The sequence below is a fragment of the Deltaproteobacteria bacterium genome (genome assembly GCA_009930495.1).
Lineage (GTDB): Bacteria > Desulfobacterota > Desulfovibrionia > Desulfovibrionales > Desulfomicrobiaceae > Desulfomicrobium.
Genome location: RZYB01000019.1, coordinates 1 through 25,987, shown reverse-complemented (window position 1 = coordinate 25,987; position 25,987 = coordinate 1). Strand labels below are relative to the sequence as shown.

Annotated in this window: 26 protein-coding genes; 15 read left to right on the top strand and 11 right to left on the bottom strand. The window is 60.9% G+C overall.

What is annotated here, in order from left to right; translation table 11 throughout:
• The 4 genes from EOL86_03480 to EOL86_03465 form a co-directional block, all read left to right on the top strand.
• Positions 1 to 1,309: L-seryl-tRNA(Sec) selenium transferase (locus EOL86_03480; GenBank protein NCD24642.1), on the top strand; the 1,309-nt coding region annotated here is incomplete at its 5' end.
• Complete coding sequence (locus EOL86_03475; GenBank protein NCD24641.1) at positions 1,306 to 2,292, top strand: SDR family oxidoreductase; 987 nt, start codon at positions 1,306 to 1,308, stop codon at positions 2,290 to 2,292. The genes EOL86_03480 and EOL86_03475, both read left to right, overlap by 4 nt.
• Positions 2,289 to 3,407, top strand: a complete 1,119-nt coding sequence (gene hisC, locus EOL86_03470; GenBank protein ID NCD24640.1) for a histidinol-phosphate transaminase — start codon at positions 2,289 to 2,291, stop codon at positions 3,405 to 3,407. The genes EOL86_03475 and hisC overlap by 4 nt, the downstream gene beginning before the upstream one ends.
• Positions 3,382 to 4,050 carry a (d)CMP kinase gene (locus tag EOL86_03465; GenBank protein NCD24639.1) on the top strand — a complete coding sequence of 223 codons (669 nt, stop codon included), beginning with the start codon at positions 3,382 to 3,384 and terminating at the stop codon, positions 4,048 to 4,050. The genes hisC and EOL86_03465 overlap by 26 nt, the downstream gene beginning before the upstream one ends.
• Here the strand turns inward: EOL86_03465 and EOL86_03460 are convergent.
• On the bottom strand, positions 4,028 to 4,813 hold the full coding sequence (locus tag EOL86_03460; protein ID NCD24638.1) for a nucleoside triphosphate pyrophosphohydrolase: 786 nt from the start codon (positions 4,811 to 4,813) through the stop codon (positions 4,028 to 4,030). The two genes, EOL86_03465 and EOL86_03460, sit on opposite strands and share 23 nt — an antisense overlap.
• Positions 4,800 to 5,648 carry a CvpA family protein gene (locus EOL86_03455; protein NCD24637.1) on the bottom strand — a complete coding sequence of 283 codons (849 nt, stop codon included), beginning with the start codon at positions 5,646 to 5,648 and terminating at the stop codon, positions 4,800 to 4,802. Before EOL86_03455 ends, EOL86_03460 begins: the two co-directional genes overlap by 14 nt.
• On the opposite strand from EOL86_03455, the gene EOL86_03450 reads away from it, so the two are divergent.
• Positions 5,545 to 5,889 carry a hypothetical protein gene (locus EOL86_03450; GenBank protein NCD24636.1) on the top strand — a complete coding sequence of 115 codons (345 nt, stop codon included), beginning with the start codon at positions 5,545 to 5,547 and terminating at the stop codon, positions 5,887 to 5,889. The genes EOL86_03455 and EOL86_03450 overlap by 104 nt on opposite strands.
• Before the next feature lie 71 nt (positions 5,890 to 5,960).
• Positions 5,961 to 8,498 (top strand): TIGR03960 family B12-binding radical SAM protein, encoded by a 2,538-nt coding sequence (locus tag EOL86_03445; GenBank protein NCD24635.1) that lies wholly within the window; start codon positions 5,961 to 5,963, stop codon positions 8,496 to 8,498.
• Positions 8,499 to 8,537: 39 nt separating this feature from the next.
• Here EOL86_03445 and EOL86_03440 read toward each other — a convergent pair whose 3' ends face one another.
• Entirely contained in the window at positions 8,538 to 8,930 is a 393-nt protein-coding gene (locus EOL86_03440) for a transcriptional regulator (GenBank protein ID NCD24634.1), read from the bottom strand.
• A gap of 167 nt (positions 8,931 to 9,097) precedes the next feature.
• Here EOL86_03440 and EOL86_03435 point away from each other — a divergent pair, with 167 nt between their 5' ends.
• On the top strand, positions 9,098 to 9,580 hold the full coding sequence (locus EOL86_03435; GenBank protein NCD24633.1) for a hypothetical protein: 483 nt from the start codon (positions 9,098 to 9,100) through the stop codon (positions 9,578 to 9,580).
• Positions 9,581 to 9,660: 80 nt separating this feature from the next.
• On the opposite strand, the gene EOL86_03430 is transcribed toward EOL86_03435, so the two are convergent.
• The 8 genes from EOL86_03430 to EOL86_03395 form a co-directional block, all read right to left on the bottom strand.
• Positions 9,661 to 10,158, bottom strand: coding sequence for a hypothetical protein (locus EOL86_03430; protein ID NCD24632.1), 498 nt, complete (start codon positions 10,156 to 10,158; stop codon positions 9,661 to 9,663).
• A gap of 11 nt (positions 10,159 to 10,169) precedes the next feature.
• The gene (locus tag EOL86_03425) at positions 10,170 to 10,763 is read right to left on the bottom strand and encodes a hypothetical protein (GenBank protein NCD24631.1); all 594 of its coding nucleotides are present in this window, start codon (positions 10,761 to 10,763) and stop codon (positions 10,170 to 10,172) included.
• A gap of 10 nt (positions 10,764 to 10,773) precedes the next feature.
• The gene (locus EOL86_03420) at positions 10,774 to 11,277 is read right to left on the bottom strand and encodes a shikimate kinase (GenBank protein NCD24630.1); all 504 of its coding nucleotides are present in this window, start codon (positions 11,275 to 11,277) and stop codon (positions 10,774 to 10,776) included.
• Between the two features lie 209 nt (positions 11,278 to 11,486).
• Positions 11,487 to 12,212, bottom strand: coding sequence for an ABC transporter ATP-binding protein (locus EOL86_03415; GenBank protein ID NCD24629.1), 726 nt, complete (start codon positions 12,210 to 12,212; stop codon positions 11,487 to 11,489).
• The gene (locus EOL86_03410; GenBank protein NCD24628.1) at positions 12,212 to 12,979 is read right to left on the bottom strand and encodes an ABC transporter ATP-binding protein; all 768 of its coding nucleotides are present in this window, start codon (positions 12,977 to 12,979) and stop codon (positions 12,212 to 12,214) included. Before EOL86_03410 ends, EOL86_03415 begins: the two co-directional genes overlap by 1 nt.
• 48 nt (positions 12,980 to 13,027) lie before the next feature.
• Positions 13,028 to 14,104, bottom strand: coding sequence for a branched-chain amino acid ABC transporter permease (locus EOL86_03405; GenBank protein ID NCD24627.1), 1,077 nt, complete (start codon positions 14,102 to 14,104; stop codon positions 13,028 to 13,030).
• Between the two features lie 67 nt (positions 14,105 to 14,171).
• Complete coding sequence (locus EOL86_03400) at positions 14,172 to 15,086, bottom strand: branched-chain amino acid ABC transporter permease (GenBank protein ID NCD24626.1); 915 nt, start codon at positions 15,084 to 15,086, stop codon at positions 14,172 to 14,174.
• Positions 15,087 to 15,202: 116 nt separating this feature from the next.
• Positions 15,203 to 16,336: an ABC transporter substrate-binding protein gene (locus tag EOL86_03395; protein NCD24625.1), complete on the bottom strand. Its 1,134-nt coding sequence runs from the start codon at positions 16,334 to 16,336 to the stop codon at positions 15,203 to 15,205.
• A gap of 660 nt (positions 16,337 to 16,996) precedes the next feature.
• On the opposite strand from EOL86_03395, the gene EOL86_03390 reads away from it, so the two are divergent.
• From EOL86_03390 to EOL86_03355, 8 genes are all read left to right on the top strand, one after another.
• Entirely contained in the window at positions 16,997 to 19,111 is a 2,115-nt protein-coding gene (locus tag EOL86_03390) for a VWA domain-containing protein (protein NCD24624.1), read from the top strand.
• A gap of 25 nt (positions 19,112 to 19,136) precedes the next feature.
• Entirely contained in the window at positions 19,137 to 19,865 is a 729-nt protein-coding gene (locus tag EOL86_03385; protein NCD24623.1) for an ATP-binding cassette domain-containing protein, read from the top strand.
• Positions 19,862 to 21,697 (top strand): ABC transporter permease, encoded by a 1,836-nt coding sequence (locus tag EOL86_03380; GenBank protein ID NCD24622.1) that lies wholly within the window; start codon positions 19,862 to 19,864, stop codon positions 21,695 to 21,697. The genes EOL86_03385 and EOL86_03380 overlap by 4 nt, the downstream gene beginning before the upstream one ends.
• Before the next feature lie 37 nt (positions 21,698 to 21,734).
• Positions 21,735 to 23,384, top strand: coding sequence for a hypothetical protein (locus EOL86_03375; protein NCD24621.1), 1,650 nt, complete (start codon positions 21,735 to 21,737; stop codon positions 23,382 to 23,384).
• Between the two features lie 26 nt (positions 23,385 to 23,410).
• Complete coding sequence (locus tag EOL86_03370) at positions 23,411 to 24,055, top strand: glycine zipper 2TM domain-containing protein (protein ID NCD24620.1); 645 nt, start codon at positions 23,411 to 23,413, stop codon at positions 24,053 to 24,055.
• Complete coding sequence (locus EOL86_03365; protein NCD24619.1) at positions 24,052 to 24,597, top strand: hypothetical protein; 546 nt, start codon at positions 24,052 to 24,054, stop codon at positions 24,595 to 24,597. The genes EOL86_03370 and EOL86_03365 overlap by 4 nt, the downstream gene beginning before the upstream one ends.
• On the top strand, positions 24,594 to 25,691 hold the full coding sequence (locus tag EOL86_03360; GenBank protein NCD24618.1) for a carboxyl-terminal protease: 1,098 nt from the start codon (positions 24,594 to 24,596) through the stop codon (positions 25,689 to 25,691). The genes EOL86_03365 and EOL86_03360 overlap by 4 nt, the downstream gene beginning before the upstream one ends.
• A gap of 100 nt (positions 25,692 to 25,791) precedes the next feature.
• Positions 25,792 to 25,987, top strand: a 196-nt coding sequence (locus tag EOL86_03355; protein ID NCD24617.1) for a hypothetical protein, incomplete at its 3' end; no start/stop codon positions are given.

Here is a 25,987-nt window from a genome sequence, read left to right as displayed (position 1 = left end):
CAAGGATCTGGTGGCCGAGTTTTTGGATTTGTGCCGCGAGGAAATCCGGGCGGGCGTGCTGGCCGACGAATCGGATCTGGCCCATTCCAAGCTTGCCACGCGGCTTACGGCTTATGTCCGGAATCGGTCGCGGCCGCATTTTCGCCGGGTCGTCAACGCCACGGGCGTGGTCATCCATACCAATCTCGGCCGCTCCATTCTGGCCGAGGACGCGGTGGCCGCGGTGCTTCGGGGGTGCCGGCATTATTCCAATCTGGAGATGGACCTGCGCACCGGGCAGCGGGGCAGCCGGTATTCCCATGTGGAGGACTTGCTCTGCCGCCTGACCGGGGCCGAGGCGGGGCTGGTGGTCAACAACAATGCCGCCGCCGTGCTGTTGGTGCTGGACACCCTGGCCAAGGGCCGGGAAGTGGTCGTGTCGCGCGGACAGTTGGTGGAAATCGGCGGATCGTTCCGCATTCCCGAGGTCATGAAGAAAAGCGGCGCTGTGCTGCGCGAGGTTGGCGCGACCAACCGGACCCATATCCATGATTACGCCGAGGCCATCACCGAGCAGACGGCCCTGCTGATGAAGGTGCACACGTCCAATTACCGCATCATCGGCTTTCACAAGGAAGTGGACGCGGCCGAGCTGGTGGCCCTGGGGCGGGAGCGGGGATTGCCGGTTTTCGAGGATTTGGGCAGCGGCAACCTGTTCGATTTTTCGCCCTATAAGCTCATGCCCGAGCCAACGGTGCAGCAGGTTTTGAAGAGCGGGGTGGACGTGGTGTCTTTTAGCGGCGACAAGCTGCTGGGCGGCCCCCAGGCCGGGGTTATTGTCGGTCGGCGGGAGAGCATCGAGCGGATCAAGAAAAATCAACTCAATCGCGCCCTGCGTATCGATAAAATGACGCTGGCCGCCCTGGAGGCGACCCTGCGTCTGTACCTGGACCCGGACATTGCCCGCCAGTCCGTGCCGACCTTGGCCATGATCACGGCTTCGGTGGATGACTTGCGCAGCAAGGCCCGCGCCTTGCGGCGCAAGCTGCGCCTTCTCGGTGACTGGGCGGAAATCGGATTAAGGAACGGGTTTTCACGCGTGGGCGGCGGCTCATTCCCGGAGCAGGACCTGCCCACCGTGCTGGTCGCCATCAAGCCCTTAACCATGGACGTGGATGCCCTGCGCCAGGCGCTTCTGGCCGTGGATGTGCCGGTCATTGGCCGGGTGGAGGATGACGCCTTCTGCCTTGATCCGCGAACCGTCATGGTCGAGGAATTTGGACTGGTGGCGGGATCGTTGGCGGCGATTTTTCAAGGGGAACCGGCATGAAGGTCGGCGATTTCACGGGGTTGGTCCGCAAACGGGTGCTGGTCACGGGCGGCGCGGGCTTTATCGGGTCGCATCTGTGCGAGCGTCTGCTCGCGGCGGGTTGCGATGTCATCTGCTGCGACAACTACTATACCGGACAGAAGGATCACATCCAGCATCTGTTGGATAATCCGCATTTCGAGATGCTGCGCCACGACATCACCTTTCCGCTTTATGTGGAAGTGGACGAAATCTACAATCTGGCCTGCCCGGCCTCGCCCATTCATTATCAATTCGACCCGGTGCAGACCACCAAGACCTGCGTGCATGGGTCCATCAATATGCTGGGTCTGGCCAAGCGGGTCAAAGCGCGTATCTTGCAGGCCTCCACTTCGGAAGTGTACGGCGATCCCGAAGTCCATCCCCAGACCGAAGGCTATCAGGGCCGGGTCAATCCGATTGGCCCGCGCGCCTGTTACGACGAGGGCAAGCGTTGCGCCGAGACCCTGTTTTTTGATTACCATCGCCAGCACGGCCTGGAAGTCAAGGTCGCGCGCATTTTCAACACCTACGGTCCGCGCATGCACCCCAATGACGGACGGGTGGTGTCCAATTTTATTGTCCAGGCCCTGCGTGGCGAGGACATCACCGTGTATGGCCGGGGCGAGCAGACCAGGTCATTCTGTTATGTGGACGACATGGTCGAGGCCTTGATGCGTCTCATGGATTCACCGGCGGATTTTGTCGGGCCGGTCAATCTCGGCAATCCGGTGGAACTGACCATTGTCGATCTGGCCCGACGGATTATCGCCATGACCGGGTCCACGTCGGAACTCTGCTTTCGGCCCTTGCCCGAGAACGATCCACGTCGCCGCCAACCGGACATCACCCTGGCCAGGCAGCGTCTGGGCTGGGAACCGGGCACGGGGCTGGACGCCGGACTGTCCCGGACCATCGATTATTTCGCGCGATTGTTGCGCGGAGATACCAAGGAGTTGTTATGACCAAGGTTGTGGTGCGCCCGGAAATGGAGGGCTTCAAGCCCTATTCGCCGGGCCTGTCCATTGATGAGATCAAGAAGAAATATGGGCTGGCCCGCGTCGTCAAGATGGCCAGCAACGAAAATCCACTCGGCGTGTCTCCGGTGGTGCGCGAGCGCTTGGTCCACGCCAGCGCCCTGGCCTTCCGGTATGCCCAGGCCGGCACTCCGGCTCTGACCGAGGCCCTGGCCGCGCATCTGCACGTGCCGCGTGAGTGCGTCGTGGCCGGCAACGGGTCCGACGAGATCATCGATCTGCTGCTGCGCGTGGTTGCCCGCCCCGGCGTGGACAACGTGGTTGCCTTTGATCCGTGCTTCAGTATTTACGACGTCCAGTCCAGGCTGTGTGGGGTGGAGTTTCGTCAGGCGCGGCTCAATGCGGATTTTTCCTTCCCTTTCGAGAAAATGCTAGAGCTTGTCGACGACAAGACCGCCCTGGTTTTCGTGACCAATCCGGACAACCCCTCGGGGCACGCCTGTGCGGCCGAGGAACTTGTCGCCCTGGCCGCGATGCTTCCGCCGCGCGCCCTGCTGGTGGTGGACGAGGCATACATTGATTTTGCCGACCCGCTGGAGCGGTTCACCATGCTGCCCCAATTCGGGCGCATCCCCAACCTGGTCATCCTGCGCACCTTTTCCAAGATGTACGGATTGGCTGGCTTGCGGTTGGGCTTTGGGATCATGCCGGACTGGCTGGCGGATCTGCTGTTGCGGGTCAAACTGCCGTTCAGCGTGAACATCCTGGCCGAGCAGGCTGGTTTGGCCGCCCTGGATGACGAGGTGTTTTTGGCCGAAACCTTGCGCGTCGTGCGCGAGGGCCGGGACTTCCTGAGTCGGGAATTGACCGCCCTGGGCTGTGACGTCATGCCGTCCCAGGCCAATTTTCTCATGTTCACGCCGCCCATGGATGCCTGGACGCTGTTCGAAGCGCTCCTGGCCAAGGGAATCATCATCCGGCCGTTGAAGAGTTACGGCATGCCGGATAAATTGCGCGTCAGCATTGGCAGTCCGGAAGAAAATCGTGAATTCTTGACCAAGATCGCGGAGGTATTGCGTGGACATCACCATCGTCACTCTTGATGGCCCGGCCGGCGTCGGCAAGACCACCGTGGCCAGGGCCCTGGCCGAACGCCTGGGCATCGCCTATCTGGACACCGGAGCCATGTTTCGGTCCGTGGCCTACGCCTTTGGCGAAGGGGCCTGGGAAATGCCCGTGGACAAACTTGTGCCACGGCTCAATCGCCTGGATTTCGATCTGGAAGGGGCTGGGCCGTCCTCGGAGTTGTTGCTGAACGGCTGTCCTCTCGCACCCGAGATCCGCACCGAACAGGTCGGCCTGTGGGCCTCGCACATGGGCCGCATTCCGGTGGTGCGGGATTTTCTGCGCCGCAATCAGCAAGCCATCGGACGAACAACGCCCTTGGTGGCCGAGGGTCGGGACATGGGCAGCGTCATTTTTCCTGACGCGCCGTTCAAGTTTTTTTTGGATGCATCCATCGAGGTCCGTGCCAAGCGCCGCTACGAGCAACTGCGGGGCATGGCAATGGAGGAGGATTTGGAGCGGATTCAGGCCCAGATCCGCATCCGCGACGATCAGGATCGGAATCGGGCCGTGGCGCCGCTCAAGCCCGCCGAGGACGCGGTGATCATCGACACGGGGGCCACCGACGTGGGCGGCGTGCTGGAGCGGATTATGGCGGTTATTTCAGCGAAGCGGTCTTGATTTCGTCCCAGAGGGCGTCCATTTCGGCCAGGGAGAGTCGGTCCAGTTCCAGGCCGCGCTCCCTGGCCAGTTTTTCCACCTTTTCGAACCGGCTCAGGAATTTGGCATTGGCCACGGCCAGGGCGGAGTTAGCCTTGATGCCCCGTCGACGGCCGTATTCCACCAGCGTAAACAGATAATCCCCGAACTCTTCCTCCATCGCCGCCGGATCGCCACTGTCCAGGGCGGCTTGCAGTTCCCGCCATTCCTCGTCCAGTTTTTGTTCCTGATCCTGATCCGTGGGCCAGGTGAATCCCACGCGGGCGGATTTGGAATTGATGCGGTAGGCCCGCAAAAGCGGCGGCAGGCTGGCCGGCAGGGACGCGAAAACGCCGGGGTCCTTGTCTTTTTCAGCCTTTTCCTGCTTTTTGATCTGCTCCCAGTTCTTGACCACCTCGGCCACGCTGGCGGCCTGTTCCCCGTAGACATGCGGGTGGCGGCGGATCATCTTGGCCACGTTGCCGGTCAGGGCGCTGTCCAGAAAACCGGGCAGTTGGCGGTCGAAATGGCGGGCGATGAACAGTAAAAGAAAAAGAACATCGCCCAATTCCTCGGCCACTTCGGCCGGGTCATCCTGGCGGATGGCCTCGACCAGTTCGAAGCATTCCTCGATGAGATAGTCGCACATGGAACGCGGGGTTTGCTCCTTGTCCCAGGGGCAGCCGCCAGGGCCGGTCAGGGTGTCGATAACCTCGATGATCTTGCCAAAATTATTGTTTTCCACCGGTTGTGTCCTTGATTTTCGAGAGTTGATTCAAGAGTCGTGCTTCCCATTCCTGTTTCAGCTCCTGGCTGCGCGTCAGGAATTGGTCGCGCATGTCCTTGGGCAGGGCGGTGGACAGCATTGTATTGAACGTGTTGACATGGGGCACGATGCGCGAGCTGGCCAGGATTTCCGCCTTGGACGGCAGAAAGGCGGTCAGGGCCATGACGATGATGCTGCACAACAAGGCGCCCTTGAACAGGCCCAAGGCGCCGCCACCAATGCTGTCCAACCAGCCGAGCATGATCAGTTTCAGAATTTTGCGGATGAGCGTGGCCAGGACGAAGATCACGGCCACCGTGCCCAGGAAAATGCCCAGGTAGGCGGCCAGATTGGCCAGGCCGGGGCCGCCCAGGGGGCCTTCGAGCAGGGGAACGAGTTGGCCGTGGTAGGTGTTGGCCAGGATGAAGCCAAGGAGCAGCCCGAGGATGGAGGCAACTTCGCGGATCAGGCCGCGAAAGATGCCACGCAGTCCCAAAAAGCCGAGAATGACACAAAAAATAATGTCCAGAGTATTCATGAATGCCTCGCCGTGGTGAAGATGGGGCCGGGCTATCATAAAGGGTGACGTTGGGGAATAGCGCGGTCCGAGCGCATTCTTGACAGGCCATGACGCAGTTCGTAGACACGGACTCCCCTGTCCGGACTCCTGGGCGGGGCATGATCCAACAGGCCGAAACGACGAGGTGAGCATGTACGATATCAGACTGGTGAAGCTGGTGAATGGCGAGATGGTGCTTGGAAAATGGGATGAAGGCGCTGGGCTGATCAAGGACCCGGCCATTTTGCAGACCATCCCCACCCAGCAGGGCGGCGTGCAGATGCTGCTGCTTCCCTTTGGCTATCCTTTCGATCAGAACATCGAGGGCGAGATCGAAGTGCGCCACGTGCTTTTTCAATACAAATCCGTGCCCGAGGAGCTGAAAACCAAGTACCTTGAGGCCACCACCAATTTGACCCTGTCCGCTCCCGGCAATCTGCGCAATCTGGGCGGAACGGGGGGCGTGACGGATTTCAGCAAATTCCTGAAAAAATAACAGGCCGTGGAGCGGGAACCAAGGGTGGCCGGTCCACCCTTTTTTTCTGCCCATTGTCCTCGCAAGGAACCATGAAGGAACTTCTCCCTCTTTTTTCCCGACCCAGCCATTATCTGGGCACGGAGATCAACAGCGTGCACAAGGACCCAGGCGCGATTCGCGTGCATGTGGCCTTGGCATTTCCCGATTTGTACGAAGTGGGCATGTCCTATCTGGGGCAAAAGATCCTCTACGACATCGTCAACAGCCACGATGATTTTTACGCGGAGCGGGTTTTCGCTCCAACCGAGGACGTGGCCACCGTGCTTCGGACCCATGGCGCGCCCCTGGCCAGTCTGGAAAGCGACACGCCTCTTGGGAGCCTGGACGCGGTTTTGTTCAGCCTGACCCACGAGCTGTGCTACACCAATGTGCTTTATATGCTCGATCTGGCCGGGATTCCGCTGCGCGCCGAGGCCCGTCGGGAGGGACCACTGATTTTGGCCGGCGGCGGCTGCACCTTCAACGCCGAACCCTTGGCGCCTTTTCTGGACGCCATGGTGCTGGGGGATGGCGAGGAAATTCTGCCGGAAATTCTTGGTCTCATGGCCCAGGGCAAGGACGAGGGCTGGTCCAGGGCAAGACTGCTCGAGGTTTTGTCCCGACTGCCTGGAGTCTATGTGCCGTCCTTTTTCGAGCCCGATGCCACGGGACGCATGGTCGCGGCCGACGGGCGGGACGTGGAGAAGCGCATTGTCCTGGACATGAACGACGTGGCCTTTCCGACCCGCCAGATCGTACCCTTTGGCAAACCCGTGCATGATCGGTTTTCCGTGGAAATCGCCCGTGGTTGCACGCGTGGCTGTCGTTTCTGCCAGGCCGGCATGATCTACAGACCGGCCAGGGAGCGGAACGTGGACGTGCTTGGCGGGATCATCAAGGAGGGCCTCGCCGCCACGGGTAGCGAGGAATTGTCTTTTCTGTCCCTGAGCACCGGAGACTTCAGCGCCCTGGAAGCCTTGTTTTTGTCCTCGTACAGTCAGTGCCGGGCCGAGCAGGTGTCCATTTCCCTGCCGTCCCTGCGCGTGGGATCGGTTTCCGAGGATCTGATGGCCTTGATGGGCAAGATCCGACACACGGGCCTGACTCTGGCGCCCGAAGCCGGCACCCAACGTCTGCGCGACGTCATCAACAAGGGCGTGACCGAGGCCGAGTTGCTGGACCACACGGCCACCGCCTTCGGGCTGGGCTGGCAGCAGGTCAAACTGTATTTCATGATCGGTCTGCCGACCGAGACGCGGGAAGATCTGGACGGCATTTTGGATTTGTGCCTGAAGGTTGCCGCTTCGGCCGGACGGGGCGCCAAGCGGTTGCAGATCACGGCCGCGGTTTCCCCCTTCGTGCCCAAGCCGCACACGCCATTTCAGTGGGAACGACAGATTTCCATGGCTGAAATCGAGGAACGCATCGGCTATCTGCGCGACATTTTTCGGCCATACCGCAAATTCAAGCTCAAATGGCATCACTCGCACATGAGCTTCCTGGAAGGGGTTTTTTCGCGCGGGGACCGGCGTCTGGCTCCAGCCATCGAGTCCGCCTTTGCCAAGGGCGCGTTGTTTACCAGTTGGTCCGATCATCTGCGCCTGGAATCATGGCTTGAAGCCTTTGCCAAAACCGGCATCGATCCGGATTCCTACCTGGCCGCGCGCGATCCGGACCAGCCCTTGCCGTGGGAGCACTTGTGCTCCGGGGTGAGCCGCGAGTTCTTGCTGACCGAACGCCGCCGCGCCTTCGAGGGCGCGATCAGCGCGGATTGCCGCTACCATGCGTGCCGCTCCTGCGGAGTCTGCACCGTGGATGGCCGGACTTCGGAATTGCGTCAGCAGGCCCAGGGGCACGACATCGCGCCGGTGCTCAATCAGGCTTCCCGCGACCAGGATGGCTCGGGCTGCCCGGAACCCGATTCGGAACCAGCGGGCGATCTGCACCATCGCGAACAGCGCTTCCGACTTTGGTACACCAAGACCGGCCCGGCCAAGTACTTGAGCCAACTGGAATTGCAGCGTATTTTCGAACGGGCCTTTCGTCGGGCCAAGCTTGCGTTGTCCTTTTCCAGCGGTTTCCATCCCATTCCCATGTTGTCCTTTGCCCGCGCCCTGCCCGTGGGCGTGGGCAGTGTCTGTGAATGGATGGATTTTTTTGTGCGCGAGCGCACGAACCCCGGGGACTTGGCGAATCTGCTCGGACCTGAATTGCCGCTGGGAATGCGGGTCGCGCGCGTGGATGAATTGGTCTGCCAGCGTCGCGCGCCCATTGCCACGCGGGAACGGTATCTTCTTGTCTGGCGTCTTTCCGAGGATCGGGAGCGTTTTTTGGTTCGTTTGGAGCCATTTCTGGCGGCACGGCAATGGATCACGCCCAAGCTGACCAAAAAGGGAGAACCCGGCGAGGTGGACGTGCGCCCCATGGTCGCGGCCGCGGAGGTTCGGGATGAGGGTCTGGAAATGGAGTTCGACTGGAACGGCCTGTACGTCAGTCCGATTTTCGTGCTGCAAGCCATTGATCCGGACTTTGCCCTGCTGGCGGGCAAACTGACCAAGATTGCCCAGCATTTTGACGGAGACAAATAAAAAAGGCGAAGCATTGCTTCGCCTTTTTTGGGACCTGGGTTATTTTTTGCCCCGTTTTTCCCACAGCTTCATGTCCTGCATTTTTTTGCGGCGGTCACGAGCCAGGGATTTGGCCACAAGGGACGTTCCTTTCTTGTAGCCCCATTTTTCCCGGTATTCCTCGGGGGTCAGACCATGACTGGCCAGATGGCGCTTGGTCAGTACCTTGAAGGACTTTTCGCATTCCATGCAGATGATGCTTTTTTCACGGATTGCTTTTTTGGGGTCTTCGGTAACGGGAGATTTGGCCGGTTCGACGCTGATTCCTTCGGCGATGTTTTTGATCCCCTCGGTCAGGGAGCGCACCATTGAAGTTAGCTCTTCTTCCGTCATATTGCGCACGCTGGCTTGTGCTTTGACGATCTCTAGAGCTTGTTTTACATACTCTTCCATAATAATCCTCCAACTATCGCGTTTTTGTAATCATCGGGGGTAATTTCGATTATGTCTCTTGTCAACATATGTTGGACGTTCTTTTTACGGTGATTTTTTTTATGCATGCATTGGGCGTGCATGTATATTGAGTTCAAAAACTGGATAACCAGATACAGGGGAGAACAATGGCGGAAGCAATTGATGCATGTACCGAAATGGCCAAGGTTTTTCATTTTGAATTTTGGCTTCGTTATTATTTCATAGAAGAACGCGAGGATGGAGTCTATATCAAATTTTCCGAAGAACAATCCAAGCAGATGCAAGCCCAGTTTCCAGATTTTTGGGAGCTGGTCGAACAGATGCTCGACCAGCCGTTGAGCCCGGAACTTTCGCAGCGGGTCGTGGTCGAGTTTTTACAGCTCAACTACGACGGAAAGAAGTTCCCTCCCGATACCGCTCCCCAGGTCTTGGATTCCAAGGAGTTTTCCATCGAAATGTATCTCTTCGATACCTGGCTGGGCTTGCACGAAGAACAGCTCATGCAAAAAATTTATGGCTTCGACTCGTGGATGCATGCCTTCACGGAGTGGAAAACTTCGGAGCGGGGACAGAAGGTGTCGTCATCCCTGGCGGTGCGTCTGCATCAGGAAAACAAAAGTCTCAATTAGTGTGCGTGATCACGCGCGACGACCCGGTTTCAAGTTTCTGAAGCCGGGTCGTTTTTTTTTTGGGGGGGGAAGCGGAAGGCTTATTGGAACAAGGCGCCCTGGCTGGCGAAGAAAACACGGGGCTCCTGGCCCGGCGCGGGTTGGCTTGAACGATCCGGAGTGAGTTCCATGCGGTAGCCAAAGGAAATATAGAGCGGTCCCGTCGACCCCAGGGATTCGGGCGCGAGGTGGAATTCAAAGGGCACGCCTTGGCGCGGGTCCAGGTCCATGGGCAGATAGAGGCGCAGGTCCTTGGCCAGGACCTTGCTTTGATCGTCGCTCAAATACGCCTGCATCCAGAGATCCTGAATCCAGGTCGCCCAGGACGGGATACTGCCGGGAACGGGCAGGGCTGTTCCTGAAATGATCAGACGGTTGTTTTCCACCCGGCTGGTGTAGACGAAGGTCCAGTAGCGCATGGCCAGGGTCTCGTCCCGACCCTGGATCCATTGTTTCTTGTCCAGATGTACAACGCTCAGGTGGGCGCAGGCCGTCAGCAGCAACAGAGCGCACAGACATGTCATGAGGCGTGGACGCATGCGGGACTCCTTCATGGTTGGGGCATGCCGTGGACTATCATTTCGGCCAAGGTCAGATCAACCCGGGGCAGGGCGCGGATCTTGGAGGGCCCCACATATTGCGCCTCCAGCTCCAGAAGCCGGATGTAGAGCGGAGTTCGGTCCAGAACAGGGATTTGGTCGGCCCTTGCGCAGAGAGCCTGACTGCGGTGACAGCCAGGAAATTCCACGACGCGGCCATTGGGATAGCGGAGTTTGTTGGGCACGCCGTGCAGTCGGCAGATCATCAGCCGATGCGCGTACACGCCGCACCGGCCGTCATCGTTCAGCGGGCACATGATGTGGGGTCGTTCGCCGGTCGCGAGAGCCTCCTGGGCATCGCGGACATAGGCTCTGGAGCGGCGTTCGTATTCGCGGCGGGTGGCTTCGGGCAATTCGGCCAGCCCTTGCAGAAGATACGCCCACTCGACGCGGGTGTGGTGCTGGAAATAACTGGTGCAGCAATTGTCGGAACAACCATCGCAGCTCAGCCCCAGCCGCGCGCTGTGTATCTGGTACTGTGTCTGCATGTCTTCGTACAAGCTGGCCAACTTGCGGAACACCTGTGAGGGCAGAAGTTTTTTCATCGGCAATCCTTTAGGAAGGGGCTGTCAGCGCGAGTTCGATCTTGGCGCAGGTTTCCTCGGGCGTCAGCGTGTCCGTGTCCAGGGTCAGCTGAGCGAAGCGTGCATACAGCGGGGACCGTTCGGCGTAAAGCTCTTCGATGCTCTGCGTGGGGCCGATGGCCAGCCCGCGTGACAAGGGATTGCGGAGCCGCTGGGCGATGGCATTGAAAGAGGCCCTCAAGTAAACGACATGGCCCAGCTCCGTCAGATGTTGCATGGCGGCTTCGGAATAGACGACGCTGCCGCCGGTGGCGATGACGCAGCGTTCGACGAAAAGGCGGCTGATTTGATCCGCCTCGGCGCGCACGAAGTCGTCTGGACCAAGGTGGTCGACAATGGCCTGGAGAGGCGCTCCCCACCAGGCCTCGATCAGGGCGTCCGTGTCCACGAAGGCCATGTTCAGGCGCTGGGCCAGTTTTTTGCCAATGGTTGATTTCCCCGAGGCGGCCATGCCGATGAGGACGATATTGCGCATGGTGGCTCCCATGACAGGGCGGCCCCAAGGGCATTTTCCCTGTCTGAAAATAATGAAATTTGCTTCCAGCCTCGGGCGTGGCCCCGTTTTGGAGCGCGCCGGCCGGAAGGACGGATCCCGGCGTGGCGCGTTTCCCTGGTCGTCACCGCATGAAAAAGCTCAAGCGGAAAGCCTGAGCTCGTGACGGGAAAACGCGGGCGTGACGGGTGTCAGCCGCCGAGATAGGCCTTTTTCACATCCGGGTTGTTCATGAGTTCCGCGGCGTTGCCCGAGGCGACGATGGCGCCGGTGTCGAGGACATACCCGCGGTGGGCGAATTGCAGGGCAATGCGGGCGTTTTGCTCGATGAGCAACAAGGTCATGCCCTGACTGTTCAGCTCCTTCAAGGCCCGGAACATGTCATACATGAGCAGCGGCGCCAACCCCATGGACGGCTCGTCGAGCATGATGAATGTCGCTCCGGTCATGAGCGCCCGGCCCACGGAGAGCATTTGCTGCTCGCCGCCGGACAGGGACTCGCTGCGCTGTTTGCGTCGTTCGTACAGGCGGGGAAAAAGGTCATACACCCGCCCGAGGTCGGTCTGGATTCGGGCTTCGTCCTTGCGGGCATACGTGGCCAGCTGCAGGTTTTCCTCGACGGTCAGGTTGCCAAAAATATGCCGCCCCTCGGGGGACAGGGCGATTTTCAGGTCCTGCACGACTTTGTGCGCCTCGATGCCGATCATGCTCCGGCCTTCGTACAGAATGTCGCCCTCGGTGATCCGGGGGCCTTCTGGCGGCGGCACGCGGGTGATGGTGTGCAGGGTGGTGGTTTTGCCCGCGCCGTTGGCTCCGATCAGCGTGACGATTTCGCCTTTGTCCACGGTGAAGGAAATGCCGTGCAGGGCTTCGATGTTGCCGTATTTGACGTAAAGATTTTTGACTTCGAGCAGCATTAGATATTCTCGTCTCCAAGATAAGCTTTGATGACATCCGGATTGTTTTGAATTTGTTCCGGAGTTCCTTCCGCGATGGTCTCCCCGAAATCGATGACCTTGATCCAGGAGCACAGCGACATGACCACGTCCATCTGATGTTCGATCATCCAGATGGCGACCTTGAACTCCTTGTGAATCCAGCCAATGAGCTTGATCAGATCGGTGACATCGGCGGAATTGAGGCCCGCGGCCGGCTCGTCCAGAAGCAGAAGCGAGGGATTGATGGACAAGGCGCGGGCGATTTCGACACGGCGTTGCAGTCCGTAGGGGAGGTTTTTTGGCATTTCCTCTGCGAATTGTTTCAAATCCAGGGCTTCCAGGATTTCATGGCCACGGTCGGCCAGGCGCTTTTCGTTGGTCATGTACCGCTTGGTACGGAAAAAGGCGTCGACCAAGGTGTAACCCAGGTTGTAATGTTGGGAAATCTGGATGTTTTCGAGCACGGTCATGTCGTGCCACAGACGGATGTTTTGGAAGGTGCGGGCGATCCCCCGCGACGTGACCTGATGCGGTTTGAGCCCGGTCAGGGGTTTGCCCTTGAAAATGATGGAACCTTCCGTGGGCGTGTAAAAGCCGGAAATCAGGTTGAAGACCGTTGTCTTGCCGGCCCCGTTGGGGCCTATGAGCGCGAGCAGCTCGTTGCCTTCGAGGGTGACGGAAAAATCCGACAACGCGCGCAGACCGCCGAAGGTTTTTGTCATGTTTTGAATCTGCAAAAGGGACATAGATGCTCCGGATGATGAATGCGATCGCTTTTCGCTGTTTCGAGCGTGTTATTTGAAGGAGTAGAATTTTTTCAGTCCGGGGAACACGTCGGACAACTCCCGATTGCCCATGATGCCCTCGGGCCTGAATTGCATGAGCAGGATGAGGATGAGGGGGATGATGACCCATTTCCAGACCTGGCTCAGCTCATAGCTGTCGGGGAGCAGGTGCGCGTAGTGCAGCATGGTGTCCATCCAGGGGATGATGAAACGCAGGGATTCCAGGAGCAGCGTGAACAGGACCGCCGAAATGACCGATCCACCGAGGGATCCCATGCCGCCCAGATAGACCATGACCAGACATTCCGTTGACTTGAGGATGCCGAAGGAATTGGGATTGATGTAACCCAGGATGTGGGCGAAGAGCCCGCCGGCGACACCGGCCAGCCCGCTGGAAAGCATGAAGGCCACCAGTTTCATCTTGTTGGTGTTGACGCTCATGATTTCCGCGGCCACCTCGTCCTGTTTGATGGCGATGATCCCCTTGCCATAGGTCGAGGTGACGTAGCGCCGGATGATGAAAACCGTGCCCACGGTGAAAATGAGAACCCAGAGCAGAATCCAGGGGACGTCGAAACTGTCGCTCATGGCGAAGAGCACTTTCTTCATGCCCATGAAGCCCCTGGCCCCACCGATGATATCAATGTTGATGATGGTGCTGATGATGATGAAGTTGGCGGCGATGGTGATGATGGCCAGATAATCGTCGCGGGTTTTGAACGAGGGGATGGCCACCAACAGGCCGGTCACGGCGGCGGCGGCGCCGCCCACGAGCAGGACGAAGGGAAAAAGGTACACGGCCATCTCCGGGGACAGCAGGGCGGTTCCAAAGACTTTGTCATCGGTGAACAGCATCACGTTGACGATGGAACTGACATAGGCGCCCACGGCCATGAACCCGGCATGGCCACAGGCGAACTCTCCCATGTAGCCGTTTACGATGTTGAAGCTGCTGGACAAAATGATGTTCACGCCCATGAACATGATGACGGATTGGATATACAGGTCGATGTATTCCTGGTGGGACATGAACACGATCACGCCGATCAGTGCCAAAAGGATCGTGGGGACGGTTAATTTGCGCATTGAAGCCCTCGAATACCAAGTGAGTGAGGAGAGCGAGAGGCCGCTCGGTCATAGTGTGTTTTCATCGTTAGATTTTGGTCGTGCCGGCCACGCCGAACATGCCCGTGGGTTTGATGCACAGGATGGTCATCAGGATGGCGAAGGCGATCAGCTCCCGGAAAGTCGAGGGAAAGACCGCGACAACGAGGATTTCGACGAATCCAAGGAGAAAGCCCCCGAAAAACGCCCCCCGGATGTCGCCAATTCCTCCGACAACGGCCGCGATAAAGGCTTTCCAGCCAATGAGGGCGCCCATGTAGGGGTCGAGGATGGGATAGGACATGGCGAAGAGCAGACCGGCCAGACCGGCGAAGGAGGAGCCGAGGATGAAGGTGAAGACGATGATCGTGTCGATGGGGATACCCATCAACGGCACGGCGAATTTGTCGTAGGAAATGGCGCGCATGGCCATGCCGATCTTGGTCTTGGTGACAATGAAATGCAAAATGACAAAGACCAGGATGGCGGAAATCACGACTCCGATTTTGAGGTTGGTCATGCTCAAATCGCCAACGGTGTAGACGACCTTGTCCACGATGTCGGGAAAGCTTTTCCGACTGGCTCCAAACAGGGCCAGGTTGCCGTTTTCGAGCACCAGGCCGCACATCAACGCCGTGATGACGACGTACAGGCGGTGGGCTCCCTTGCGGCGCAGGGGGCGGTAGGCGATGCGTTCGATGGACACGCCCACCAAGGCGGTGAGGATCATGGTCAGGGGGATGACCATGGCCAGGATCATCCAGCCGGGCAGCGAAAAGGTCATGCCCAGAAAAGCCGAGGCGATGAAAAAGGCGATGTAGGCGCCAACCATGAAAATGTCGCCGTGGGCGAAATTGATCAGACGCAGCACGCCGTAAACCAGCGTGTAGCCCAGGGCTATCAGTGAATAAAAACTGCCCCACTGAAACGCGTTGAAGAGGTTTTGCAGAATACTTGCGAGCACGAATTTCCCCCCTTGAGTCCAGTGTCCCAAAGACTTTTGTTGACAATGAAAGGCCCTGGCGGGCTTTGAAATAAAAAAGGCGCGGAGCATGTGCTCCGCGCGCTTGGTTCAATTCGTCATGGGCACACGGATTTCGTGAACACGAACTCGCCCTTGTCGCTGATCTTGACGACCACGGCGCATTTGATGGGATCGCCCTGTTCGTCGAATTTCATGTTGCCGGTGATGCCGGGGAATTCGGGGATGGCGGCCATGGCGTCGCGGATGGCCTTGCGATCGGCGCGGGTCTTGCCGCTCAGGCCGCCGGTGTTCTGGATGGCCTGGAGCACGATGCGGGTCGCGTCCCAGGTCAGGGCGGCGACGTCGGCCGGCTCATAGCCGTATTTCGCCTTGTAGCGGTCGATGAAGACCTTGGTGTCGCCGGTGGCGCCGGCGGCGGCGTAGTGGGTCGAGAAGTACTGTCCCTTGCAGTCGTCGCCACACAGGGCCATCAGTTCGGAGTTGCCCCAGGCGTCGGCGCCCATGAACGGGCCCTTCCAGCCAAGATCGTGGGCCTGTTTGATGATCAGGGCGACCTCGTTGTAATTGTTGGGCAGGAAGATGAAGTCCGGCTTGGCGGCCAGGATCTTGGTCAGCTGGGCGCTGAAGTCCTGGTCCTTGGAGGAGTAGGATTCAAAGGCCTTGACGCTGTTTTCGCCATTTTTGGAATTGAAGTCGTCGCGGAAAATTTCGGCCAGGCCCTTGGAATAATCGTTGTCCAGGGCGTAGAGCACGGCCGCGGTCTTGGCGCCGAACTGCTCCATGGCGAAATCCACGGCCACCGGGCCCTGGAAGGGATCAAGGAAGGCGGCCCGGAAAACCCAGGGCCGGTCCTTGGTGGTGTCCGGGTTGGTGGACCAGGGAGAGATCATGGGCGTCTGGTTGTCGTCGGAGGCCTGTCCGGCCGGCACGGCCTGCTTGCTGGAGTTGGGGCCGACAATGGCCAGGACGTTGTCGCGCTCGATGAGCTTCAGGGCGGCGGAGACAGCGGATTCGGCCTTGGATTCATTGTCTTCGTAAATAAATTCGAGTTGGTACTTTTTGCCACCCACTTCCAGGCCCCCGGCGGCGTTGATTTCCTCCCGGAGCATTTCCCCGGCGAATTTCGACTCCTCGCCTACTTTGGGGATGTCACCGGTCAGGGGAATGTTGAAGCCGATTTTGATGCTTTCGGCTCCTCCGGCCGTGGCGAAGAGCAGCACGCTTGCCATTGTCAGAAAAACACGGGCGAATTTCTTCACAGACAACCTCCAGAAGTAAGTGTTACAGAGTTGGACATCCTTACGCTAGAAAAATTAAAAAATAAAGGGGCTTGAAGCAAGAAAGCCACTTCTGGTCCAGAAAATTTGGTCCAAAAAAGACAATATGATTCGGCACCTTTAGTTCCCGGTTGATTGTGCAATCACCGTGCCTGTGACATTTTTCGGATATCGAATCGCTGTACCCATCCGTTTTCTCCTTCGTGATCAAATGCCCATCTCGTCGCCATGTCGCCGTATTTGTTCCCCATGAACAGCTCGGCTGGCGAAATTGTCAAACCGACCGCCATGTTCACGGGTGTATTATCCAAAATTGTAAATTATTGAGCCCAATCCGGGTGCCATGTCGTTCCATCAAAACCGTGCGTGTTGATCATCCAATCGGGAATTTTTGCTCTTTGCGTTTGCATGAAATGCCTCGCTATATTAAGGGTATACTAGATCAAATTATTTCCCGGTTTGGTAGAAAATTTCTAACCTGTTGGACTGGTTGAAAATTGAGAAGCCGACGGCTTGATTGGCGCGCCGCCGCGCGGCGCGTCCCGGCGGGGCTTGGCTTGAGACAAAAAAACGAGATTCACGAACATCGCAACCGTGAAGTCAGGAGGGGACATGTTTCGGTTTTTCGCATCTGCTCGGAAAGGGCTTTGCATCGGCGCGGCTCTGCTGTTGGTTTTGTGTCACGCCCCGGTACGCGCCGATCTGTCGGAGCTGGAGGGAACCCATGGCCATGCTCCCGTGGATGGCCCGTCGGCCCTGGAGGGGACCGTGGAGGCCGGTGGGCCTTCGATTCCGGGCGTCGTGGATGACGGCGTGACCTGCGAGCCTGGTTCACCCTGTCGGGAAACCGCGACCGAGCTGCCCTTGCGCGTGTTGCCCCGGCCATTCTCCAACATGTACCACGATGCCGAGGCCAAGGACGACGCCGTGGCCAGGGCCAATGTTCCGGCCTTTCGCCCCCTGTATGTTTTTGAGCGCCAGGGGCTCGATCTGAATGATCCCGCCGATCCCAAGGGCTGGTACCGGGTCGGGTCCTCCCGCATCCAACCCGAGGGCTGGATGCAAGCCAAGGATGTGCTGGAATGGCGTCAGGCCTTGCTCGTGTCCTACACGCATCCCGGCAATCCCCTCGAAGGCCGGCGTCCGGTGCTCATGTTCCGGGACAAGGCCGCCCTGGAGGGCGTCGTCGATGATCTGGACATGGCCGGCAGGGCCGGTGAACTCTACAAGAGCATCGAAGCCGGCAACGTGCCCGAGAGCGTTGTCAGCATGGAGCCCCAGCGTTTTGTCGATATCACCCGGCAGTTTTACGTGTTGCCCATCCTGCAATGGTCCCAGACGCAAATCGGGGGGGATGACGTCCGCCTTTTGCAACTGGCCGCCGCCGTGCCCCGAAGCCGGGGCGCGGACACGCTGGAAAACGACGAATACCGTGATCAGGCCCAGGTCGGTCGCACCCAGGGCGGGGCGGTCCTGGCCGATGTCAAGGCCGATATCGTTTTTGTCGTGGACACCACGCGCAGCATGCAGCCCTTTATCGATCTGACCCGCGAGGCCGTGGCCGGCATGGCCAAGAAATTCAGCGGTGACACGGCCGACCGCTTTCGTTTCGGACTGGTGGTCTACCGCGATTCCCTGGAGGTCGCGCCACGGCTTGAATACGTGACCAAAAATCTCACCCCGGAGCTGGTCGGGGCCGAGGATCTGGCTGGCTTGCTGGCTTCCCAGGCCGGGGCCACGTCCGTGGGCAGCGTGGACTACGCCGAGGAAGCCTTTGCCGGCGTGGATGTGGCGTTGCGCTCCAAATGGCGGGACGGGGCGCTTCGTTTCGTTATTCTTCTGGGCGATGCCAGCGCCCATCCCAAGGGGCACAAGCAGAACACCACGGGCAAGGACGAAGTCGATCTGCGCCGTGAATACGACGACGCCCAGGTTCATCTTCTGGCTGTCCACTTGCAGGATCCCAGGGCCGAGGAGGATTACCCGGCCGCCCAGGGTCAGTTTTCCCATCTGGCCCGTGTTCGCGGCGAAGAGGGCGAGGCCGCGATCAAGGAAATCAAGGCGTTTGACGAGGAGGAATACAGGGCTTTTGCCGAGCATCTGACCGCCCGCGTGACCGGCCTGATGAGCCAGACCAGGGGCAAGGAGCCAGCACAGGGCGCGGCGGCGGAGCCCTTGGCGGAAATCGACAAGCTGTGGGAGGCGGCCCTGATCGAGTACATTGGCAAGGAAGCCTCTCCGCCCAAGGACATCGTGGCCTGGGCCGTGGACCGGGATCTGACCAATCCGGCCGACCGCTCCCTGGAAGTCCGCGTCCTGGTCACCAGGGAGCAACTCTCCTCCCTGGCCCAGGCGCTGGATCAGGTGGTGCAGGCCCTGATGCGGGCCGAGGTGACCCAGTCCCAGTTCTTCGAGGCGTTGCAGGCCGTTTCGGGTCAGACCATGAAGCGGCCCGAGGATATCGCCGGCGCGACCAAACTGGCGGACGCGGGGCTGCTTCCGGCCTTTATCCAGAGTCTGCCCTATAAAAGCGACATCCTGTCCCTGACCGATGACATGTTCGCGAGCATGACCGCCGAGCAACGGTCACGGTTGGAATGGAGCATTCTGGCCAAGCTTGACCAGTACCGGGCCATCAACGAGCAGGTCGACGCTTGGTTTCGTCTGAACGACACGGACTCGGACCAGGATTTGGTGTACCCCCTGCATATCGACTATCTGCCCTGAACGGAGGCTCCTGTTGACCGCGCCCATGGTGTATCTGGAGGATTTGCTCAAGACGCGCAGCCAAAGCGAAAGCGTTTTCGAGTTGCGGGTGCCGCGTTTCGCGGTGCTGCCGGGCCAGATGATCGCGGTCATCGGGGAAAGCGGATGCGGCAAGAGTACCTTGCTGGACATGGTTGCCCTGGTCATGGCTCCGACCAGGGTGGCCAGGTTCGAGGTCGCTTCGGCCCAGGGGCACGTTCACGACGTGGCCGGGCTCTGGGCCCAGGGCCGCGAGGGCGATTTGGCCCGATTGCGCCGCGACTGCTTCGGTTATGTCTTGCAGACCGGCGGCTTGCTGCCGTTTTTGACCGTCGGTCAAAATGTCTTGCTGCCTGGCAGGATCAAGGGCTCGGGCATGAGCGAAAGCCGGGTCCGCGCCCTGGCCAGCCGACTGGGCGTGGATCATTGCTTGGACCGCATGCCCGCGTCGTTGTCCATTGGCCAGCGCCAGCGCGCGGCCATTTTGCGCGCCCTGGCCCATCAGCCACGGCTGGTCCTGGCCGACGAGCCTACGGCCGCCGTGGACAAGGCCCGGGCCCGGGTCATCCTGGACGACATGCACAAACTGGCTCGGGAGGAGGGGGTGGCCGTGGTCGTGGTCACCCACGACGTGGACCTGGTCACGAACAGGGCCGACGTGGTCTACTCTTTTGAAACCACGCAGGTTTCCGAGCAGGTGACCCGTTCTGTCTGCCGCCGGGAGGCCGGGACATGACGCCGCGCCCCATGATCCTCGTTCCGGGCCTGGCCGCGGCCCATCTGGCCCACGAATGGATTCTGACCCTGTGTCTGGTCATTGCCCTGGCCGCCGTTGTCTCCCCGCTCTTGGTCCTGATGGGTCTCAAGCACGGCACCATTCAGACCCTGCGCGACCGTTTGGTCGAGGACCCTGTTTTTCGGGAAATCCGCCCCGTCCAGACCCGGGAGTTCCCGGCGCGATGGTTTGAAACCCTGGCCGCCAGACCCGGCGTGGGTTTTTTGACCCCGACCATCCTGCCCTTGTCCTCGGTTATCCAGGTCGTGCCCGCTGGCCGAACCACGGGAGAACTTTTCGACCTCGTGCCCACGGCGTCCGGAGACCCGCTGTTGCTGGAAAACGGCGGCGTTATTCCGGCCGACGGTGAGGCGGTGCTCACGGCCGAGGCGGCCCGTCTGGCCGGGGTGAAGGCCGGCGACGAGCTGGCGGTCCGGGTCACGCGGTCCAGGGGCGGCCAAACCGAGACCGCCGAGGCACGGCTTGGAATCGTGGCCGTCCTGGAACCCCGCGCCGGTTCCCTGGCCAGGGTTTATGCGCCGTTGTCGTTTGTGTCGGACGTGGAAGCCTACAAGGAAGGGCATGCCGCTCCGGCCAGGGGTTGGACGGGCGAAACACCGACGCCCTACGCGAGCTATGACGGCGCCGTGCTGGTGTTGCGCGAACCGCTGTCGCCCATCCGGCGCACCGGACTGATCATCAACACCGGCTTTGGACACATCCGCGACCTGAGCCCGGAGCAAGCCGCCGACCTGCTTGGATTTTCCCTTCCGTCAAGCCTCGTGGTCCTTGATTTGGGGGCTCCTGGCGCGTCCATCACCGTGTCCAACCTGCAGGCCATCGACCGGAAGCTGCGGGGCGAAACCCGGTTGCTGCTTCCCTATGCCGTGGACGTGGGCCTGATTCATGATGGCCAGGCCCAGCGGCCCGTGGGCTTGTCCGTGGATGCCGATCAGGCTGCCCTGCTGGGGCTGTCCGCCACGCCCTGGGGCGCGTTTGGCCGGACGCCGCCACGGGACGAGGCCTTGACCAGCGTTCTTTGGCCCCGGGCCCGGACAGGGACGGGGCCGGCGGAGACCGTCGAGGTCGTTTCTTCCACGGGCGAGACGTTGGCCTTCCCCTTGCGCGTCGCGGGTGTCACCCGCCTGGACCGGCCGGTGGTGCCGGTGGAGCTGGTCGGCATTTTGCGCACGGCCGGTCAGCGGGACGTGCTTTTCAATCGCGACACCGGCCGGTTCGAGATGGCGCGGGGCGGGTATCGGGGGTTCCGCCTGTACGCCGCGAGCATCGATCACGTTCCGGAGCTGTACCAATGGCTCAAGGACGAGGGCATCGAGGTCGTGGCCGAGGTCGAGGCCATCGGGCGCATCCGCGTTTTGGACCGGGGTCTGAGCCGGTTGTTCTGGCTTATCGCCCTGTTGGGCCTGTTCGGCGGCACGGCCGTGCTGGTGGCCAGCTTGTACGCGGCCGTGGAACGGCGGCGGCGCGATTTGGGGGTGCTGCGCCTGCTGGGCTTCACCCGCGTCCATGTGTTTCTGTTTCCGGTCTTGCAGGGGCTCATGATCGCCGCTTTCGGGCTGGCGGCCGGATTTGGCGGTTATGCGGCCCTGGCATTGGCCATCAACCGGTCCTTTGCCTCGGAATTGGCTCCGGGCGAAGTGTTTTGCGTGCTGCCCCCGGCCTACGTGCCGTTTTTTTGCGTCGTGACCCTTGCCCTGGCGGGTTTGGCCTCCCTGGCCGCCGCCTGGCGGGCGACCCGGATCGATCCCGCGGAGGTTATTCGTGAACAGTAGTCGTGGCAGGCGCCGCCTTGGCGGCGCGTCGTGGAACATGGTCGTTTTGTTCGTGGTGGCGGCGCTTGTGGCGGCGTTTTGTCCAGTTCTGGCCGAGACGCCACCCCAGACCGTGTCCAATCCCAAACCGGCCGAGGGCGATGTGATTCTGCCCATGCCGGGCGACGCGGCGATGGTTTTTCGACGCGTGGCCGTGCCCGGCAAGGGATTCTGGGGCGACGAGAGCCGCGTCATCCAGATCGGCGACGCCTCGGGCGGAATCTTCGAGGGGCTGCAACGCACCCAGATCAGCGGTTCCTTTCCGGGGCCTGACGATACCTGGGAAATTATCCTGGCCAAATACGAGCTGACGCGCGGTCAATATGTCGCGGTCATGGGCATGGACGCCTTGCTGGCCGCGAGCCGGGATCCCGAGGACCAGACGTTGCCGACCCTCGCCGGCCGCGCCCTGCGTGACGCCCTGATGAAGCCCCTGGCCTTTGTTTCGTATCAGGATGTTTTGGAATTCATGCGGCGCTACAACGCATGGCTGTTCGATTCGGCCCATCCCGAGCGGGTCGGGGCCATGCCGCGTCTGGACGGCGCGCCGGGTTTCGTGCGTCTGCCGACCGAGGACGAATGGGAATACTGCGCCCGTGGCGGCCTGGTCGGGATCGGGGCCGGTATCTTTGATAACGCCCTGCCGTTCGCGGCGGGCGAGGTCGATGCCCATGCCTGGCATGTGGGCAACGCCAAGCACCGGCTGCGTCCCATTGGACTGCGTCAGCCCGATACCAATGGATTTCATGATCTTTTTGGCAATGTTCAGGAAATGACCTCGGGGCTGTTTCGGCCGGAAATCTGGCAGGGCAAGCCCGGCGGCGTGGCCGTGCGCGGCGGCGGCGTGTCCACGCCCCCGGGCGATTTGCGCAGCGCCGCCCGGGCCGAGCTCGATGTTTACGCCTGGAACGCGGACGAGAAAAAGGTCGAGGAGCGCCGGTCGTTCAACACCGGGGCGCGTCTGGCCATTGGAAGCAATGTCGTGGTTGGCACGGCCCAGCGGGCCAGGATCGAGAAGGAATACGAAGCCTACCGGACGGAGTTGCGCCGGTCCATGCCCGTGGGTCGGACCCTGGACAATCTGGTGGCTCAGGCCTCGGTCCAAATCGGCGACACCGATCCCATCATCGCGCGTCTGATCAAGGATAACCCGAGTCTGCGCGAACCCCTGGGCGCGGTTCAGACCACCCTGGCCACGGCCAGGGAACGCCTGGAACTGGCCCAGCGCGAGAGCGCGCGCAGTCTGGCCCAGGACGCGGCCCGCAACGGGGTCAATCTGTCGGTGTATTTGTCCCGGCTGGAACGTCTGGCCCAGACCCTGAAAACGGCGCGCGAACTGGCCGAGGTCTCGGCCAGGTACCAGGAACAGCTGGCCACCGTGGAGAAGTCCGTGGCCGAACTGGAAGCGGCCCTGGGCGAGCAGATGCGGGGGTACGCCGAGAAAATCGGCACCCTGGGCGGGTATGACCAGACCTATATAGACCATGCCTTCACGGACTTGGAAGCCAGGGACATGACCGCTCGCGAGCGGCTGGTCATGGACTTGCTTAAAACGCATGTCGCGGCCTTTTCCGAACAGCGACGCCCCGGGAAAGAGGCGTGGCTGGAGGAATTCCGGACGCGCTTTGCCGGTTTTTCTGATTCATGAGCCAACGGAAACAGGGAGGACGAAATATGAAAATCGTGAAAGCCACTATTGTGATCGTGATTATCTGCGCCTTGCTGCCGGGCTGCGCGACCACTTCGGACCAGACCCGGACCAAGGCCGAGGGCACGGCCGTGGGGGCGGTGCTGGGTGGATTGCTTGGGTACGCCGTCGGCGGTGGCCGGGGCGCGGCCATCGGCGCGGTCGCCGGGGCTGGCGTCGGCTTTTTGGTCGGCAACGAAATCGCCAAGCGCAAACAGGCCTACGCCACCACCGAGGAATTTTTGGACGCCGAGATCGCCCACACCCAGGAATACAATCGGACGGCCCTGGCCTATAACCAAAAATTGTCCCAGGACGTCGCCGTGCTCGAACGGGAATCATCCACGCTGCGCGCCAAATACGACAAGGGCAAGGCAGACAGGCAGACCCTGATCGCCAAGCGGGACACGCTGCAAAAGCGGATCGACGACAGCAAGAAGCTGGAAGAGACCCTGGCCAAGGAGCTGGAGGTGCAGACCGCCATTCTGGACGAGGAACGCCAGAAGCGGCCGGCGGACGATCAGTATGTCGTCCGCCTGGAAAAGGAAGTAAACGCCCTGCGGAAGAACCTGGACCAGTTGCGTGACGGTGGTTCCCAGCTGGCCCGCATCGACCAGAGGTTGTCCGTATGAAATCCATTGCCTGGATACTGGTGGTTGCCGGCCTGATGGTGCTGGTGGGATGCGCCGGGGGAAATCACGATCCGCGCCAGGGCGGCTTTTTCGGCGGCGTGGCCGGACTTGGCGGAGGCGGCTACAAGGACCGGGTCGCGGAGCGCGAGGCCCGGCTGGATGAGTTGCGGGCCGTGCAGCAGGAACTGGATGTGGAGCAAAGCCAGCTCGAGTCCCGCAAGTCCGCTGTCCAGGCCCAGGTGGACCAGGACCGCGCCAAGGTCGCGGCCATGCGGGACGACATCGCGGCCCTGGAAAAAAAAGCCTCGGCCCTGTCCGCCAGACAGGGCGCGGACCGGAAGCGGGTCGATGAATTGCGACAGCGGATCACGGCGTTGAAATCCAAGGTCGGCCGGCAGCAAGCCTCCCTGGACGATCTGGAAGGCAGCGGCCAGGGGGACAGCGACGTGGACTTGCGCCGCAAGCAATTGGAAGCCCAGCGTGACGCCCTGCGCAAGGAATACGATCTGCTCATGAAAATGCAGATGGAGCTGGCCCGGTGAGGATCGGTCTGGCCGTGACCGCCGTGCTGGCCGCCGTGCTGGCCGGGCAGTGCCTGCAGGCCGCGCCGCTGGAGGACATTCGGGACATTTTGCGCCGGCATCTCCTGAATCCGCCGGATGAGAACGCCCTGGCCGCGTTGACCGAGGACAATCTGCCGCGCCGCCTGCCCGACATCGATCCGCATGCCCGGCTCTTTTCGGCCTCGGAGTACCGCGCTCCCCTGGTGGGCGGCGAAACCTGGATCGGCATCGGCGCCGCCCTGGTCATGCGAGACGGGAATATCGTGCTTCATGTGTACAAGGACGGCGGCGCGGACCGGGCCGGGATTCCGGACCGCTCCCGCCTGCTGGCCATCGACGGCGAGGTGGTCCGGGGCGTGGACGTGGAAGGCGTCGCCGCCCGACTCAAGGGCGAGGCCGGGTCCACGGTCCGGTTGCGCCTGTCCCTGCCCGACGGAAGGCAGGGGAGCTTCACGGTCCGCCGGGAAGCGTTCACGCCCCTGGATGTGGAGTTGGTGCCTCCCGGAACGCGGCGCGTCGTGCGTGTCCGTGATTTCGCCAGTGGCGTGACCCGGCCGGCCATGCGCGCCACCTTGGATTTCCTGGCCAGGAATGTGTCCTCGGACGCCACGGCGCCGGTCGTCATCGATCTGCGCGACGCGCCTGGCGGCGATTTGTACGAGGCCTTTGATCTGGCCGGGCTGTTTTTGCCGCCGGGGGCGCTGTTGGGCACCATCCGGGGGCGGGACGGATACGCCATGGAAATCCGCTCGCCGGGCGGAATCAAGTACACCATGCCCCTTGTTCTGTTGGTCGGTCCGGACACGGCCAGCTCGGCCGAGATTTTCGCCGGCATCCTGCGCCAGCACGACCGGGCGCGTCTCGTGGGGCGGACGACGTACGGCAAATGTTCCTCCCAGACCGACGCCCTTTTGTCCGATGGATCGGTGTTGCGCTATACAAACAAGGAAGTGCTTTTTCCGGATGGAAATACCTGCTCCGGATTGGGGCTTCGTCCCGACCTGAGCGTGAGCGCCGACGAGCTCGATACATTGCCCCGGCTCATGGAAAGGGCGCGATCCCTTTTTCCCTGAGCCGGACCGATCATGCGGGGAGTGCTCACGGGCAAGCCCGCTCATTTTTCCGCGTCGTGGTGTTTGGGCGCGACGAGAAATAATCCCTTGGAGGACGATCATGGTGCGAAGTGCTTTGGTATGTCTGGCGCGTCTGGTCCTTTGCGTGCTGATTTTTTCCGGTCAGGCCCTGGCCTGGACGTCGGGGCTCAAGGAGGCTGCCGATGCCTTTGCCCTGGGCACGGCCACGCCGTCTCAGGAAATGATGGTTTTCATCCACAACAAGGAGGTCAACCTTCTGGCCCAGGAAGGCAAGA